13 protein-coding genes are annotated in these 16,921 nt (G+C 33.5%); 7 read left to right on the top strand and 6 right to left on the bottom strand.

Features of this window, described 5'->3' with window-relative positions:
* The first annotated feature begins 55 nt into the window (after window positions 1–55).
* A complete protein-coding gene (gene shc / locus IPK14_22465) occupies window positions 56–1,960 on the top strand; it encodes a squalene--hopene cyclase (protein ID MBK7996035.1) in 1,905 nt (634 codons plus the stop codon).
* On the top strand, window positions 1,953–2,819 hold the full coding sequence (locus IPK14_22460) for a carotenoid biosynthesis protein (protein ID MBK7996034.1): 867 nt from the start codon (window positions 1,953–1,955) through the stop codon (window positions 2,817–2,819). The genes shc and IPK14_22460 overlap by 8 nt, the downstream gene beginning before the upstream one ends.
* Here the strand turns inward: IPK14_22460 and IPK14_22455 are convergent.
* Together IPK14_22455 and IPK14_22450 are read right to left on the bottom strand one after the other, a co-directional pair.
* Window positions 2,803–4,434: a GDYXXLXY domain-containing protein gene (locus IPK14_22455; GenBank protein MBK7996033.1), complete on the bottom strand. Its 1,632-nt coding sequence runs from the start codon at window positions 4,432–4,434 to the stop codon at window positions 2,803–2,805. The genes IPK14_22460 and IPK14_22455 overlap by 17 nt on opposite strands.
* Window positions 4,424–5,434: a DUF2157 domain-containing protein gene (locus IPK14_22450; GenBank protein ID MBK7996032.1), complete on the bottom strand. Its 1,011-nt coding sequence runs from the start codon at window positions 5,432–5,434 to the stop codon at window positions 4,424–4,426. Before IPK14_22450 ends, IPK14_22455 begins: the two co-directional genes overlap by 11 nt.
* A 306-nt stretch (window positions 5,435–5,740) precedes the next feature.
* Between IPK14_22450 and IPK14_22445 the strand changes: the two genes are divergently transcribed.
* Complete coding sequence (locus tag IPK14_22445) at window positions 5,741–5,968, top strand: hypothetical protein (protein ID MBK7996031.1); 228 nt, start codon at window positions 5,741–5,743, stop codon at window positions 5,966–5,968.
* A 70-nt stretch (window positions 5,969–6,038) separates the two neighbouring features.
* Window positions 6,039–6,941: a universal stress protein gene (locus IPK14_22440; protein ID MBK7996030.1), complete on the top strand. Its 903-nt coding sequence runs from the start codon at window positions 6,039–6,041 to the stop codon at window positions 6,939–6,941.
* A gap of 122 nt (window positions 6,942–7,063) precedes the next feature.
* On the opposite strand, the gene IPK14_22435 is transcribed toward IPK14_22440, so the two are convergent.
* The 3 genes from IPK14_22435 to IPK14_22425 all read right to left on the bottom strand — a co-directional run bounded on the left by IPK14_22435 (window position 7,064) and on the right by IPK14_22425 (window position 12,636).
* Window positions 7,064–9,010, bottom strand: a complete 1,947-nt coding sequence (locus IPK14_22435; protein ID MBK7996029.1) for a HAMP domain-containing protein — start codon at window positions 9,008–9,010, stop codon at window positions 7,064–7,066.
* Between the two features lie 310 nt (window positions 9,011–9,320).
* On the bottom strand, window positions 9,321–11,498 hold the full coding sequence (locus tag IPK14_22430; GenBank protein ID MBK7996028.1) for a hypothetical protein: 2,178 nt from the start codon (window positions 11,496–11,498) through the stop codon (window positions 9,321–9,323).
* Window positions 11,499–11,616: 118 nt separating this feature from the next.
* Window positions 11,617–12,636: an NADP-dependent oxidoreductase gene (locus tag IPK14_22425; protein ID MBK7996027.1), complete on the bottom strand. Its 1,020-nt coding sequence runs from the start codon at window positions 12,634–12,636 to the stop codon at window positions 11,617–11,619.
* Between the two features lie 414 nt (window positions 12,637–13,050).
* On the opposite strand from IPK14_22425, the gene IPK14_22420 reads away from it, so the two are divergent.
* The gene (locus IPK14_22420) at window positions 13,051–13,869 is read left to right on the top strand and encodes a ParA family protein (protein ID MBK7996026.1); all 819 of its coding nucleotides are present in this window, start codon (window positions 13,051–13,053) and stop codon (window positions 13,867–13,869) included.
* A complete protein-coding gene (locus IPK14_22415) occupies window positions 13,838–14,791 on the top strand; it encodes a hypothetical protein (protein ID MBK7996025.1) in 954 nt (317 codons plus the stop codon). The genes IPK14_22420 and IPK14_22415 overlap by 32 nt, the downstream gene beginning before the upstream one ends.
* Window positions 14,792–14,858: 67 nt before the next feature.
* Here the strand turns inward: IPK14_22415 and IPK14_22410 are convergent, their stop codons facing one another.
* A complete protein-coding gene (locus tag IPK14_22410) occupies window positions 14,859–15,383 on the bottom strand; it encodes a hypothetical protein (GenBank protein ID MBK7996024.1) in 525 nt (174 codons plus the stop codon).
* Between the two features lie 414 nt (window positions 15,384–15,797).
* On the opposite strand from IPK14_22410, the gene IPK14_22405 reads away from it, so the two are divergent.
* Window positions 15,798–16,880 (top strand): hypothetical protein, encoded by a 1,083-nt coding sequence (locus IPK14_22405; GenBank protein MBK7996023.1) that lies wholly within the window; start codon window positions 15,798–15,800, stop codon window positions 16,878–16,880.
* The last annotated feature ends 41 nt before the right edge of the window (window positions 16,881–16,921 follow it).

Genomic DNA, 16,921 nt, shown 5'->3' with positions numbered 1-16,921 from the left:
CCAAGTTTTGAATTTCTTGCCTAATTTCTAAGTATCTTAAAATTGGTGGTAAAAAATGAGTTTTGCAAAAACAGTAACAGAAGCTGGACTACCAGCCGTAGCAACTACAATAGAAAAAGCACAGGAATATTTATTATCTAAACAATATCCTGATGGTTATTGGTGGGCTGAACTGGAGGCCAATGTAACTTTAACGGCTGAATATGTAATGTTGCATACTATTTTAGGAACAGCCGCCAACCGTCCTTTTCATAAAATAACCAAATATTTACTTAATCAACAACGAAATCATGGAGGTTGGGAACTTTTTTGGGGTGATGGTGGGGAGTTAAGCACTTCTGTTGAAGCTTATTTTGCTCTTAAATTATTAGGCGTTTCTACAAATCAACCAGAAATGAAGGCTGCACGAGATTTTATACTTGCACGGGGGGGAGTAACTAAAACCAGAATTTTTACAAAACTACATTTAGCTCTTTTTGGTGCATATGATTGGAAAGGCATTCCTACTTTGCCACCTTGGATAATGCTGCTACCTAATTGGTCGCCATTTACTATTTATGAAATGGCTAGTTGGGCGCGTAGCAGTACCGTCCCCCTACTTTTAGTTTGTGATAAAAAGCCTGTTTGGGCTGCACCTAATAGCAATGTAGATGAACTTTATGTTGGTGGTCGAGAAACAGCAGATCTTTGCTTGCCAACAGGGGATGCTCTTATTGGCAAAGTATTTGTCCAATTAGATAAAATCTTTAAGTTTTGTGAAAAAGTTGGCTTTGTACCTGGCCGCGCTCGTGCTTTAGAAATAGCAGAACGTTGGGTAATTGAACATCAAGAAACTAGTGGTGATTGGGCCGGAATTATCCCTGCTATGCTTAACTCTTTATTAGGTTTATATTCAATTGGTTATAGTCCTGATCATCCAATTATGGTTAAAGGGCTAGCATCAATTGATGATTTTGGAATTGAAACAGACGACGAATTCCACATTCAACCCTGCGTTTCTCCTGTTTGGGATACAGCTTTAACAGCCATCGCGCTTTGTGATAGCGGACTACCTCCTAATCATCCAGCACTAGTTAAAGCTGGTGAATGGTTAATTTCTAAACAAATTCTTCGTTCTGGAGATTGGGCAATTAAAAATAAAACTGGTAAACCTGGCGGATGGGCATTTGAATTTTATAATGATTATTACCCTGATGTAGATGACACCGCAGTTGTAATTATGGCACTTGAAAAAGTGCAGTTACCTGATGAAAAGAAAAAACGTGAGGTAATAGATTTAGCTACTCGTTGGGTGCTAAGTATGCAATGTAAACAAGGTGGTTGGGCAGCATTTGACATCAACAATGATTTAGACTTACTTAATCAAATCCCTTACGGGGACTTAAAGGCAATGATTGACCCTAACACAGCAGATTTAACTGGTAGAGTGTTAGAAATGCTTGGACGAACCCGCTATAAGACCGATCCAGCAATAATTAATCGTGCAATTAATTTTCTTAAAACCGAGCAAGAATCTGAAGGCTGTTGGTTTGGACGTTGGGGAGTAAATTATATTTATGGAACAAGCATTGTTTTAAGTGGGCTAGTAGCAATGGGTATAGACAACCGGGAAGCTTACGTAATGCGTGCTACTCAATGGCTAAATTCAGTACAAAATGAAGATGGAGGATGGGGAGAAACCTGTAATTCTTATGTTGACCGTAAATTAATGGGACAAGGCCCAAGTACCCCTTCACAAACAGGTTGGGCATTAATAGGTTTAATTGCTGGCGGTGAAGGTCGTTCGGAATGTGCGCGTCGTGGAATTGAATATTTAGTTAAAAAACAAAATTCTGATGGTAGTTGGCCCGAAGAAGAATTTACTGGCACAGGATTTCCTGGACATTTTTATATTAACTATCATTTTTATAGAAATCATTTCCCTTTAATGGCTTTAGGGAGATATTTCCATCATGCTTGAGACTTTAAAGTTACTTTGGGGAACGGTGTTACTACGTCCCTATGTTTTTACATTTTTTGCTGCTTATTTATTTCTAGCAATTACGGCTATAGGCTGGCGACGTACTGCACTTTTTAGCATAATTGCTTTTATCATCGCTTTTTTATGTGAGTATAGTTCAATTCATAATGGCTTTCCTTTTGGGCTTTACTACTACATTGAAACTACTTATAGCCAAGAGTTATGGATTGCTGGCGTTCCCTTTATGGATTCGCTTTCTTTTACTTTTCTTTCTTTTGTTGCTTATCAAATGGCTTTGCTACTTCGTTCACCTTTAATAGTGCGACGTGGTGATATTCAAATGGTTTTAACAAAAAAAATCACTAATTCTTGGACAACAAGCCTTCTAGCAGGCTTGTTAATGATGTATTTAGACATTGTTATTGATCCTGTTGCACTTCAGGGTGAAAAATGGTTCTTAGGTAAAATCTACTATTACCCAGAAGGTGGGGAATATTTTGGAGTGACAATTGCTAATTTTTTTGGTTGGTTTTTTGTTTGTGTAGCAATTTTAAGAATTTATTTATTTTTAGAAAAATGGTTAGGTGTTCAAGAAAAAACTCTTTATTACCCATTTAAGGGGCTTTGTCCTGCTGGTTTATATTTTGGAATTTTAGGCTTTAACCTAACTATGACATTTTTAATTAAAGAAATTACTATGGGTTGGGCTAGTGCGTTTATTTGCTTACTTTTAGCATTAGTTTTTGCTCAACATATTTCTGCTTGTGCAAGATTTATCCCCAACCCATCACTTAAAGATCATAAAAAAGATTATCCTAATAGCTCATTATTAACCATTTATCCTAATTTATTGAAGTAGAAGCTTTTTTAGCTTCATTAGTGGGTTTTAATACTTCAAATTTTTCACCTCTTAACCCTGCTAAAACGCTATTGCCTTTAGCATCAATTTTTAATTCTCCATAACGAGCCGTTTCATAATATTTTGCATGCCCTTCTTGAAAAAAGAATGATTCTGCACCTAGTTGCATCCTTGAAAAATACTTACTTACTTTAACCCGGTAATATAATAAATGCTCACCAGGATTTAAGGTTTCGCCTTTGTGAAACCTTAAAAATGTAGCTACATTATTTGTATCAATTTTAATAACTAAGTTACCTTCTCTAGGTACAGTTTTTAGTTCTTCATGTGTAAACTGACGAGATATTTCATAATCCAACACCATATAATCACCTTGAATTAAAGAGCGTGGGTCAACAGGTGCTAAACGAAGTAAAACTGTTTTTCCTGATGCTAAAACACCTTCTTTTTGTATTATCATTGCATTTACTACAAATAAAATGACTATTAATGCTGCTAAAGTTGACCAAAGTGCAGGACTACGAAAATTAATTGGTGAAGATGGAAAAATACTTAAAGTTCCTTTTTCTTCAGCCTTAAATTTAGACAAGTACCAACGCATTAATAAAAGTACTATTCCACTAGCCATTAAAATATAAGATTTTATATCTAAAGTTAGATCTAAATTATAATAATAAATAGTAATAAAAACTGGGAAGAAAGCTATTGCTAAAGCTATTAAAATATAATCTCGTAAACTATACCCTAAAATCATAAGCCATAAAGCAGCTAGTAACCCAGGAGTAGAAATAAAACCTAAAATTAAAGTTGCTATTACTCCAAATAAAATAGGCTGTTGTTTTAATCGTTCTAAGCTGCCTAAAGCCCATTGATAAAGCCAAAGCAGCGCGACAGAAAACATAATTTTGGCAATTAACCAGTCAAAACTAATCCAATTATTGTAACGAAATAACAGTCTTATAGGCTCACCAATTAAAATTAATAGCAAAGTTGAGGGTATTGCTACAGCAAAAGCATAAGCCAATGGGCGAAAATCAGATTTTATTTTTGCATTAGTAAAAAGTATTGCTACTACAATAATTTCTACAAGTATTAATATATGAAACATCCAATAAAACTTTTCATCATATACCCAAAAAATTATAAAAGCTATTGCTGATAAAGGAGATAAAAAGCGATGTAAAACATCTTTATAAAGAGGATATAAAACTACTGATAAAACTATCATTGAAATTACTGCGGCTAACGCATCATTAAAAATATCTGCTAACGCATAACAAAACATTATATGGCCCGCTACGCTTAGAGCTAGAGCTAGTTGTACAGGAAATGTTTGACTAGCTTTTCTGCGTAAGAAAACTGCTGTCATAATCCATATAATGCCCATTACTAAAGCAGATTCAGCAGATTTCACTAACTCGGCTATAAATATAGCTAATAGGAAGAAAATTGATGCTATCCAAGCTCCAAACACCATCATTAAACGGATATACCAGGCAGATGTAGCTTTTTGCCATAAATTTGAATTGTTTATTGCCTCCAGTTGTTCATTGCTAAGGAAAGCTTGTTTATTTAATTGTTGGAGCAAATTTTTTAATGTAATTTTAATTTCCATAAATAGCTTCTTTCTCCATTGCTTTACCAATGTTGCGTAAAACAAAAGTTGCTAGACTAACTACAGCCAAAACAATTAATCCAAAACCTAACACTATTATTGCATCGTTGTTTACCTCAAAAATAGCCTTGCCAATAAAAGTTAAAATTACTGAGCAAATACTTAATGCAACCATAGTAAGAGAAAAAAGATCTTTAGAATAATAGCGGCAGTAATAGCTAGTTAAGCCTAATAAAATAACTAGTAAAAGAGGTGCAATAGCTGTCCAATAAGTAGTTTCTTGGGGTATTTCTATAATAAGTGCAGCAGTAAAAGAAGTAAGAAAGAAAAGAGTTGCACCTAATATAACCCAACGTAGCCAGGGGGCTGAAATCCATTTTAGTTTTTTATAGTTTCCATATTCTCTAAGAATTAAAGCAAATATATTTAAAAAGCCTAAAGTGCTAACTAATTGATGTTCTTTATCGGTCGCAGTTTGATTAAAAAATAAAATTACTGCTATATTAAGTAATAATAAGTATATTAGCCATAATCCCCCAAATTTAGCTAGTATAACCCAAAGAGTTATTAACAAAGCCCAGCCAACAAAAAGTTGGTAAGCATCGGCTCCAGTTTGATAAATTTGTCCATAAACAGCTAATAAAACTCCTACAAAGATTGATGCGGCTAAAAGACAAACTTTTCCAACTAAGTTATCCAGACCTTTTATTAAAGTAGCCGTTAGAGAAGCTACCATTACGCTTTGAATTAAGCCTAACTTTAAGAAAGCTGGCATTGAAGCCCAGTTAAAAGCAAAGAAAAATATTATGCCTGCAAGAATTAATGCAGCACTAAAGAGCAAAAGCATTCTATCTGCCCAGGTTTGCCACATTATTTTAGGTGGATTTAATAGTTTTATAGCTTCTTTTCTTGCTTGTTCGTCTAAGTAATTAGCACTATAAAGATCTTGGATTAATGAAGCATCTGCTTTTTTATCTAAATTGCTAGGATCATTACTCATAAATTTATCTTTCTTAAGGCCAAAATAGATCGATTTATCCCAATTTATTGTTGCAAAACTTATAACATTTTTTCTTAGCAATATTTTAGAAAAATATTACAGTTTTTTTAGTGTCACAAATGAAAAATTGACTTTGTGTTTCTGCCTAAGATGTTTAATATTATAGATATCGTTAATGTGCAAAGTTCCTCATAGATGCAAGAAAAAATCCACATCAAGTAGCATTTACACCTTCAAAATCAAGACTTATTGGCTCGGCACAAAATTTGCTGAAATTAAATAATAGCTCTAAATAGGAGGTGAGTTATGAGAATAGATGCAAGAAAGAAAATTGGGGACATAATATATGAAAACCCAACAGCCAACCAAATTCTAAAGAATTTAGGTATTGACTCTTTTCATAATAGTCATCGTTCGCTTTGGGATGTTTGTACAAATGCTGGGATTCCTGTTAGTAAGGCTGTTGAACAGCTAAAATTAGCAGAAGAAACTGGACGACAAACTAGAAAATTTACTAATAATAAAGCTATCTAAGTTTGCCAAGTTGAAAGGTTGTTAATTATAATCTGTCAGCCAATTATCTTAGAAAAAATAGCAGGTAAAAATGACAATAGAATCTCAGGATCAAATACAAACAGGTAAGCGTCGGGTTATTAATAACATCCTTTGTCCAACAAATCTTAGTCCAACCTCAGATGAGGCTCTGCGTTACGGCGTAGCTTTTGCTCGTGCCTATAACGCAAAGCTCTATCTTTGTTATGTAGCAGAAGATTCTAAGCTAATGCCTCTTGAGGAGGTTAATAAGTTTTTTGTTGATTCTATTGCTCCATATATCAGCGAGACAGACGTTCCCTGGCTTAATTGGGAAGGGATAATTTCAAATGGAGAGCCAGAGCAAGTAATTATTGAGACAGCAAAAGAAAAACAAGTAGATTTAATTGTTATGCGTTCTCGTCGCCGCCCTTATGCTGCAATGCTTTTAGGCTCTACAACTGAAGCTATTTGTCATACAGCACCTTGCCCTGTTTTAGTTACTCATCAAGAAGAGCGTGAATGGGTAGATGTATCTAGTCAAGAAATAGGCTTAAAAAAAGTATTAGTAGCTTATGATTTTTCTTCACACGCTGATTTAGCCTTAGATTATGGCCTTTCCTTAGCACAAGAATTTCAAACAGAATTACATTTAATGAATATTTTGCCTGATAAAACAGATAAATCTGAGCCTATTGATTATAGTAATGAGCTTGCTTACTTGCGTAATTTGATCCCTTCGGAAGTTGAACTTTGGTCTAAATTAATACCTGTAATTGTTACAGGGCAACCTTATCAGCAAATTCTTAGTTATGCTCAAGAAAACAATATTGATTTAATTGCTATGGGAGCGCGAGGAAAAGAAGCTAATAATATTTGGTCATTATTTGGTTCAAATGTTGATAGAGTTTTGCGCCAAGCAAGTTGTCCTGTATTAGTTGCACATTTACCAATAAATGAAACCGAAGAAAATTAAGTGTTAGTTATTACAGTGTAAATTAAATATTCTGATATTTTAATCTTAAGCCCAGCGGGGCGATAGATATGTAGTGCAGGGTTTTAACCCTACGTATTATTTAGTTTACGGTGTAGTTATTCTTAAACCATAACTAATTGGGATTTTTCTTCTTTTACTAATTTATGGCTTTCAACTGCAAAACGACCAATAACATTTTGTAATAGGTCGCTTTGTTTAGCTAATTGTTGGCCGCTAGTAGCTAAATCTTGTGAGCTAGAAGCATTTTGAACAATTAGTTCTCTTAACATTTCTACAGCTTTAGCAACTTGTTTTGCACCTACAGATTGCTCTTGCCCTGCTGCATTAATTTCTTGCATTAGTTCTCTTAGTTTTATTGTTGCTTGAGCAATTTGTTCTGAAGCAGCATTTTGTTGCTCAGTAGCATTAACAATATTTTGAGAATATTGGCAAACTTCTGTTACTGTTTTTTCAATTCTTTTTAGTGCTGTCGTTACTTCTTGACCTTGACCTAATAATTGAGAAGCAATTTCTGTGCTTTTATCCATATCTTCAGTTGCTTTAAGAGCTTCTCCTTGAATACCTTTAATAATTTGGTCTATTTCTCTAGTGCTTTTTGCACTACGTTCAGCTAGTTTACGAACTTCTTCAGCAACTACTGCAAACCCTAACCCATGCTCACCTGCTCTAGCTGCTTCAATAGCAGCATTTAGAGAAAGTAAATTGGTTTGATCAGCTAAATAACCAATTAAATCTGCAATTTTACCTATATCTTCTGTACGCTTTTCTAAAGCTTTAATTGTTTCTGCTGTGCGGTTTATGCTCGCATTTATTTTTACAATACCTTCGCTGCTATTAGCCATTGCCCCTACGCCTATGGCTACTTCCTTACTAGATTTTTCTGCAATAGCAAACATTTTCTTTGCCATTTCTGCTACTTCTTCAATAGAGACAATCATTTGCTCAATACGGTGGCTAGTTTCAGTAACAAACTCTAATTGCGTTTGTGTACTATTAACTACATTTTCAATATTTACACTCATTTGGTGCATAGCAGCAGAGGTTTCTTCAATAGATGATGATGCCATATCATTCATCCTGGAAGTTTGTTCTGATGCTGCTGCCATTTGACTACTTGCTTGTGAAAGCTGGTCAGAGGTTTTACGTAAATCACCTATAGCTGTTTGTAAGGTTTCTATCATAGTGCTAAAAGCTGTTCCAAAACTGTCAACTTGTGAAAGAGGTTTGACTTGAACAGTTAAATTGCCACTAGCAATTTTAATAGCTGTTACTCCCATTTCACGAATATATTCATAAAAACTATTTAATGAGCGGCTTAACTCTCCTATTTCATCATTTCTTTCATTATAACGATAGTTATCTACTAAATCGCCTTTAGCAGCACGTTTTAAGAGTGATGCTAGACGAACAATTGGAACAGTAATTGTGCGATTAAGAAAAGCTGCCATTAGTAAACATACTAAACTAAAGACTAAAGAGGCTACTAGAACTACCCATTTACTTAAATTTCTATTACTGATTGCAGATTGTGATAAATTAGTTCTTTGAGTAATAGATAATGCAATAATGTTTTCTACTAGGGTTTCTTGCTGCTTATATATGGGTAAGTATTCTTGTTGAAAAATTTGTTTTGCTGCCTCAAGATCAGGTTTTTGAATTGTAGGTATCAGCTTTTCTTTAATTATGTCAGCCGATTTATTTTCTAGGTCATTTAAGTCTTTTAATAAACTACCAAATTCTGGGGTTAGGGCAAACTGCTTTAATTCTGCTAAATTAGTAAAAATTCTTTGTATAGCGTTGCTTTGTCTTTCTAGTTCTGTGGTTGCAGTTGGATTTAACATTAAACTATGAATAGCATCATTAGTGTTTACTATTTGATACTTAACTTCTTTCATTTTTTGTTCAAGTGCAAAATTTACAGAAATAATCTTTTCTAAATTTTGACTTACTCCTACTAGTAGGTTTAGTAGAGTAAAAACTACTGTAACACCAAGGATCAAAACTACTATAAAAGCACCAAAAAGTTTTAGTCTAATGTCAAGTTTCATAATTTTTACCTAGAAAACAAAAGTTTTACTATTTCAAAAATTTTACAAAAGTCTATTTATGAAGAAATTAGTATGCCATTCATTAATTTATTTTTACTGTTGTAGGACTTTAAGTTAAGCAAAAATAGACGATTAATTAAGGAAATGCAAGTGTTCATTTTTGAACATTAAAGTTCAGAATCGAACAATAAATAAATTCTTGTGTACTAATTTTGAAGCTTTAAGCATTTGATAGTTTTTAAATAAAATAATACTTGTAATTTATTCATAATGAATAAATTACAAGTATTAGACTTGATAAAAAATTATTTTATAGTGGAACTTCTATTTCTCGAACAGAGATGCTATATTCTATGCCGTCCAGGGTTAGAGTATTATTTTCTCTGGATGTAAATTCATCAAACCATTTTTTACCCAGCATAATAGCAAATTTCGTTTTTTGCATATCATTTCTAAGTCTGATTAGTTCAACTTTTAGTTTTATTACATTTTCATCTAACCATTTTAATTGCTCTTCTTCTGATAGATTAGCAGCATTGGCTTGATAAAACTCTAAGCCTTTTTTAATTAAAAGACCAGGTGCATTAATAGCTTTACCATCTTTAAGTTTGGTGCGAATTTCATCAACTTTAGGAAGTGAGGAATGTTTAGCAATTTTTATTTCAAATTCTTTAGCAATATATTTATCGGTCGCTTCTTGTTTTTCTGTAGGTGGAGCATAACCATTTCGCCCAATACCGTTAGTTTCTAAAAAAGCTTCTTGTTCTGGGGTGTAGGGTGTTTTTTGTAGCTTAGTTCCTTCTGGGTCAAGTTCATTTTTAAGGAAGTTTAATACTTTGATTTTAGCTTCTAACTCTAATTCTTGATATGACTTACGGCAAATATCTGTTGCTGAAGTCCTACCATTGGCAATAGCTCGGTTCATTACAGGAATTCTATCTAATTGAAGAGAGTAAATTTTATTTGAATCTGAGTAGGTTTCTTCAAGATCAATTACTCCTTCTGCTTTTAATCTATTAAAAGAGTTTTCAGACATAGAAACAGGTAAAACTAAAATATTAAGAAAACCATCTCTTACTAAAGAATAATTTCTATAAATCCAGGTGCGAAATATTTGTTCAAAACCATGTTCTTGATAGCCTTCCTTTAATTCTACTGCTCCATTTATCTTAGCTCTGATAGATAAATTTAATTTTGTGCTATTCCAAGTTAGTCCATCTAGTGGGCATTTGACATTTTCTTCTGCCACAAATTTTGGATAGCCTTCTTTTGTCTTGGTAGGGATTCCAATACGTTTATAGTTAAAATCTTCATGGTAGGGGTAGAAATAAGCTTCTTTGTCTTCCATTAAAAGTTCCAACATATCTAAAAGACAAAATGCGTCTGCTGCTGGCAAAAATTTAGTATCACGCCCTTGAGAAAATCTTTCTGTTGTATTGCTAATAGCATTTTGAATGCTAGCTTCGACTTTTCCATATTCAGCATTAGTAAAAGCGTTATTAACACCACTGATAAAAGCTTTATCTCCTAAACAAGCTAGAATATCTAATGCAAGTTCTGTTTTAGTTTTTTGAGTTAAAATCATTGCAGCAGCATAAGCCGCTTTAACAAAGCTTTCCGTCTCTGTATCTTCACCTCTAACATTCTTATCTGTTAAAACTACTTCTGTACCTTTTAAGTAAGTATCTGAAAGTACATAAATTCTATTATCAGAGTCTTTTTTAGGAGAGTACCGAATTTGTTGAGAGTCATTTGGTTGATAAATATTAACAGCGTTTCCTGTTACACTAAAAATTACACCTAAAGAAGATGGGCTAATAAGATCTACCATTTGTTTAAGGTCTTTTTCTCTAGCATCAACTAAAAAGCTCTCCATTGAAACGTTAAAAGAAGGTAGATCTTTAGAATGGCATAACATTCCACCAAAGCGTTCTGCCATATCACTCATTAATTCTTTGTTATAATAATCACCATAACCTACTAATAAGACTGAAGATAAAGATGCTTCTATATTGCTAATAGCTTTTTGAATATTAGCTACTTCCTTTTTATAATTGCTCACAACTGGATAACCATCAGTAAAGAAACATAGTGCAAAATTAGGGCTAATTGCTGCTAAATCATTAATTACATTTTCTGTATCAAGTAGAATTTCTGAAAAACAAGTACAACCAAGTGTAGTTTTATTATTATTAATTGTATCTGCAACTATTTTGTAATCTCTTTCTTCTGTAACTCGAAAACCTTTAAGGATAAATCTAAATTCTCCTTCACTGCTAAACCAACCTAAAGTAATTGTATCGCCTACTGGAATAGTTTGAGCGCGGACGATTAAATCATCTGCTAATCCAGAAAGCAAATAGTACATTGAACCACTTCGATCATAGATCCAAATATGGTTTAAGGTATCTTTCTTAGTAGTTTTTTCTTGTTGTGGAACAATTTGTTCATATAAATAAAGATTATCTTTTATTTTTAAGTATCGCATCAAAATCCTCCCTCAAAATAGAGATCTTCAGTCTATATAGATTAAGGTTAAACTAGGCGAGAATATACGAAATACAAGCGAAAAGTCAAGCCTAATTTAAGATAAAATATAAAAATTTTTAGCTAGGTTCTTCAGAAACTTTAACTAATAATTTCCCTTGGTTAGAACCATCAAAAAGCTTGTTAATTGCTTGAGGAGCTTTTTCTAGTCCTTCTACAATATCTACTTTATACTTAAGCTTACCACTAATAAACCATTTACCAAGATCATTATTAGCTTCTTGGGCGCGGTCTAAATAATCAATAACAATAAAACCTTGTACTTTAGCACTTTTAATTAAGACATTAGGAAAGTAATAAGGGCCTGGTGCAGGCTTTTCCACATTATAGCCAGAAATTAAGCCACAAAGAGAAATGCGAGCAAATTTATTAATTTGTGCTAGCACTGCATCTAAAATTTGCCCTCCAACATTGTCAAAATAAATATCTATACCTTTTGGACAAAGTTCTTTAAGGCGGTTAAAAACGTTTTCTGTCTTATAGTTTATGGCTGCATCAAAACCTAATTCTTCTTTAATCCATTGACATTTCTCATCACTTCCAGCAATGCCAACTACATAACAGCCCTTTATTTTTCCAATTTGCCCTACAAGCGATCCAACAGCACCAGCAGCAGCAGAAACAACTAGAGTTTCCCCTGGTTTAGGATTAGCGATGTCTAAAAGCCCAAAATATGCTGTATAGCCAATGTGTCCAAAAAGCCCTAAATAAGCTGTAAGTGGTATAGGTAATCCTTTTGGAATTATGGTTAAAGTTTTTCCATCCAAAGCAGCATAATCTTGCCAACCTATCATGGCTTGGACTAAATCCCCTTTTTGAAAATTACTATCTTGAGATTCTTCTACAACGCCTAAAGCCATACCCCTCATTACTTCACCTATTCCTACAGCAGGCATATAACTATCTTGCTCATTCATCCAGATTCGATTAGCAGGGTCTAAAGATAAATAAATATTTCTTACCAACACTTCACCTTCTTTTAGTGTGGGTAAAGCTTCTTTTCTCCATTCAAAATCTGAATCCTTTACTAAACCTACGGGCCTGGAAGTTAGCCGCCATTGACGATTAATGTTTGTCATACAAAAGCTCCTTAAATTTTTAATTAAAACAATAAGTTATTGAGTTACTTACAAATATTGCTATCAAATTATTAATAATTCTTAGTATGGTTATTTAACATAAGATATAAAAATTTTCATACCTAAACACCATTTATTAACCGCCCTTATTGATTTGTTATTGATTTTTATTTTAGATAACCCAACTATATTATCGGACTAAAGCTCTTTCGATCAATAAAATAATTAATATAACTATAGTTTATTATGCTACAGTGGTTTATTTTATAGCCAAAGTAATAAATTGATAATTATTTTAATATTTACTATAGTTTATCTTGCCACTGTAGTTTATTCCACAGTAGCCAAATGCACTTCACTAGAATAAAAAACTACTGTAGCATAATAAAAAATTTCAGATTTAAGGCTTAATACATGAAGAAAAATAAAGCTCGAACCATTGCAGTAATGAACCATAAAGGCGGCTCAGGTAAATCTACAACAGCCGTTTCTTTAGCTCATTTTCTTGCACAAGAAAAATATCGGGTAGCAATTATTGATTGTGATCCACAAGGAAATATTTCTAGCTTAGTAGGGTTAAAGTTAGATAGGGATAATAGCCCTACACTTTATGATATTTTGATTTCAGAATTTCCTATTAGCCAAGTAGTACAAAAAATAAGACAAGGCTTTGACATTATTCCTTCTAATAAAAAATTAGCTATGGCAGAAATGCAAATGCATGCTTTTCCAGCACGCGAATGGACACTTGAACGACAGTTTCATAATTTTGCCTCTGATTATGATTTTGTTTTTTTGGACTGTGGGCCTTCACTTTCTTTAATGGTGCAAAATGTTCTTTGTTATGCTGATGAACTACTAGTTCCCTGTGCTGCTGATACGCTTTCTGTTCAAGGTGTAGCACATGCGTTTGAATCCATAGAACATACAGAAAAATTTTTCCGTCGCCATCCTCTTATTCTTGGCATTGTACCAACTTTTCAAAATAATGTTACAAGTGTGGCTAAAGTTGTAGTTGATTATTTAGTAGAAACTTATGGACAACTAGTGCTTCCACCTGTGCGCCTTGATACTAAAGTAACTCGTGCCGCGGCTCAAGGTGAAACAATACTAGAATATAGCTCTCGTTCTCGTGCAGCAGAGGACTATAAAAGTCTAGCTCTTAAAATTGCTCAAACTTCACCTCAGGAGGTACTCTCAATTGGCTCGCAAGCAAACAGACAAGTTGGATAAGAAAAAACTCTTTTTTGGTGAACACCTGGAAATAAAACCTGCTTTTATGCAGCGTCCTAAATCTATGGAAGAAGTTATGGCAGAAGCTTTTTCCAAAACTAATAATTTAAAGCCTGATTCTAATACTACTGTAGAACAGCCCTCTACCGTGGAAGATTCAGCAAATTTAGATAGCGCAGCAATAGAAACTACTGTAGATCTTAATTCTACTATAGCATCTACTACCATAGAAAATTTAAGTTTAGATAAGGATGAGCAAATAAAAACTACTGTGGATTCTGTTACTACCATAGCATCAGTGCCTACTGTAGAATCTGTTCTTTCCTTAAAAGATAATGTGCCGTTATCAGACGAAGAGAAATTATCTATATTAGTTTCTGCTACTGTAGTTAATACTGCTACTGTAGCAGAACAAGTAAATAATATAGTAACTGTTCAAGAAACCAAAATTGCCACTGTAGTTGACAATGCTACTGTAGCAGAAATTAACATAAATTTAGAAGAAATTCCTCAACGTTTAAGAACAGATGTAGCAATGTTAAAACGCTTAGTTTTAGTTAATTGGCAAGCTCTTCCAGAAGAAGAAAATATTTCCTCAAACTATTGGTATGCTTATGCTCAAGCCTGGCATTGGATAGAAGATAATGTAATAACTCATTTGGATAAAGATTCAAAACTAACTCTTAGGCATTGTTATAGAAAAGCTTTTGGAGATCCTACAGCAAAAGGAAAGTTTTTTGCAGGCCAGTCGCTTTTAGCCCAAGAAGTTGGCTTAAGCAAAAGACGTATTCAAGATGTGTTAGAGATATTTAATTTACTTGGTTGGGTACGTAAAACAGCACATCATAATCGTGGTGGCTATAAAGGCACAGATTATCAAATGTATTTGCCTGAGATAGTTATAAATTATTTTAAGCTATAGTATATGGTGCTAGAGTGGAATAAAATACAAAACTTATTCCACTCTAGCATATAAAACTACCGTAGAACTAATTTACAACAGTAGTTCCTGTAGCTGACATAATTCCTTGATTAGGGCCAGCAAAACTTCCTATTGTTACTTTAGCCTTGATTCTATGAGTTTCTATGTTTTGGTCTTGAAAAACTACTTTAGGATCTTCTCCAGAAAATTTTATTATCAACTGATAGCCAGCATTTGGAAAAGGATCTTCAGGCATTTCTTTATAAGCTAAATCCACTAGTATTTTATCTTTTTCTCCTAAATCATAAATAGCTAACATTTGAGCATTAGATAAACTTAAATCTAAACTAATTTCCTTATTTTCACTTTTTTCAATCAAAGCAATTAATTTTTTCTTATTTTCTATACTCTCTATTGAACCAATAAAAGAGTTTTCTGCTCCTACTTCACTAGTTTTTTTACTATCTATATTACTTATTGGAAATGCGCTAGGGGTTGGACTAGAAATACTAGGAGTAGTACTAGATTCTTTACCAATACAAGCAAATGAGCATACAAGTAGTAATAAAACTGTAGGCAACTGATATTTCATAGATTATTTTCTCCTAAATCAGTTAGATTTTTCTACCATTATTAATAGACAATTTTTTAACTATTAAAAAATAATGTTTCATAAAAAACAAAAAAATATTTTTAGCAAAAATTTTCAAAAAATTACTAATACAAGGTATCCAAGAAAAATAAGTTATGCTATTATTTTCTGAGAATTTGGATAGATATTTGAGTGTAAAAACCGTAACATATTTTAATAAAATTATAAAAGAAAACCTTCCTACCAATGTAGGACAGTAAGGCCGCTTAAAATCCATATATCCATACACCTCATCTATCCTTAAGCATCAAACTTACCTTATAAAAAAGTAAGCTGTTTTGTCTAATTTTTTTTAGACAAAACAAATATATTCCTATCTAAATTAAGATTTAAATAAAGATTTAAGGAGATTTTATGTCTGTTCGGGATGTGAATTTAAGGTCAGGCGAAGCTATAGAAACTTTACGCAATCAACTAGAAGAAACTTCTAAACCAACACCCAGCACTACACCCCAAGCACAACCAGAAAATTTTCAACAAGTAGCAGATCCTAATCGTAGCAACCGTTTATCATCACAATTTACAAGAGGAAAACTAAGTGTTGGTAATAGCTTTATTCAAAAGCAATTATCCTCACAACTTGCTCAACGGGCTTCATTAAACCAACCTACTAGCTATACTCGTGAAAATTTAACTCAGTATATGAAAAACATTTCTGGAGCCGCCCAACAAACTAGCGCGCTTCGTCAAGTTCAAACCGAGCAATCTCTTAGCACTGTAAAAAATACCGTTGATTTTGGTAGCGATATTGATAAATTACAAGCAGGTAAAGTCTTAGCCTCTACAGATTCTGCACTTCAACAAACACAAGTGTTAAGCCAAATAAATAAAGTGCTTGATTCATTTAATGAAGTAGTAGCTTCAATGAAGCAAACAGTTGATTCTCTTGCTCAACCAAGCACCACAAATGCCGCTGCTGCTCTTGGCGCAGTAGAAGCTAGAACCCGCTTATTAGATATGGGCTTTTCACAAACCACTACTAAAAAGCTTTCTGACCAATCTGCAACAAAATTAGCTGGTTTAGATAGTGGGATATTAACTGAAGTAGCAAAGAAAAATCTTACAATTGAACAAGAATTTGCTCAAAAAATAGATTCTCTTCCCTCAGATTCTTATAACAAACTTCGTAGCTTGCCAGGTGTAGAACAAAGCCGCATTTCTAATTTAAGTTTGGATCAAATGGTAGCAGAGCTAAGCAAGTCAACTCCTACACCAACCCCTGGCCCAACTCCTAGTGATGCTAGCGCAGCACGTACCCGATTACAAGAACTAGGGTTTTCTCTGACTACAATTAAAAAATTGCCAGACACTACTGCTATTAGATTAACTCAAATGGATGAGTCACTAATAAGAAATACTGGCAAGAAAAACATGACTATTGAGCAAGAATTTGCCAAAAAGTTGGCGACCTGCCCCAAGCAGAATTTGATACATTAAGAGCTTTATCTGGTGATGAGCAAACCCGAGTTACTGGCTTA

This window comes from Blastocatellia bacterium (genome assembly GCA_016713405.1).
Lineage (GTDB): Bacteria > Acidobacteriota > Blastocatellia > Chloracidobacteriales > JADJPF01 > JADJPF01.
This window is presented reverse-complemented; position numbering and strand designations above follow the sequence as displayed.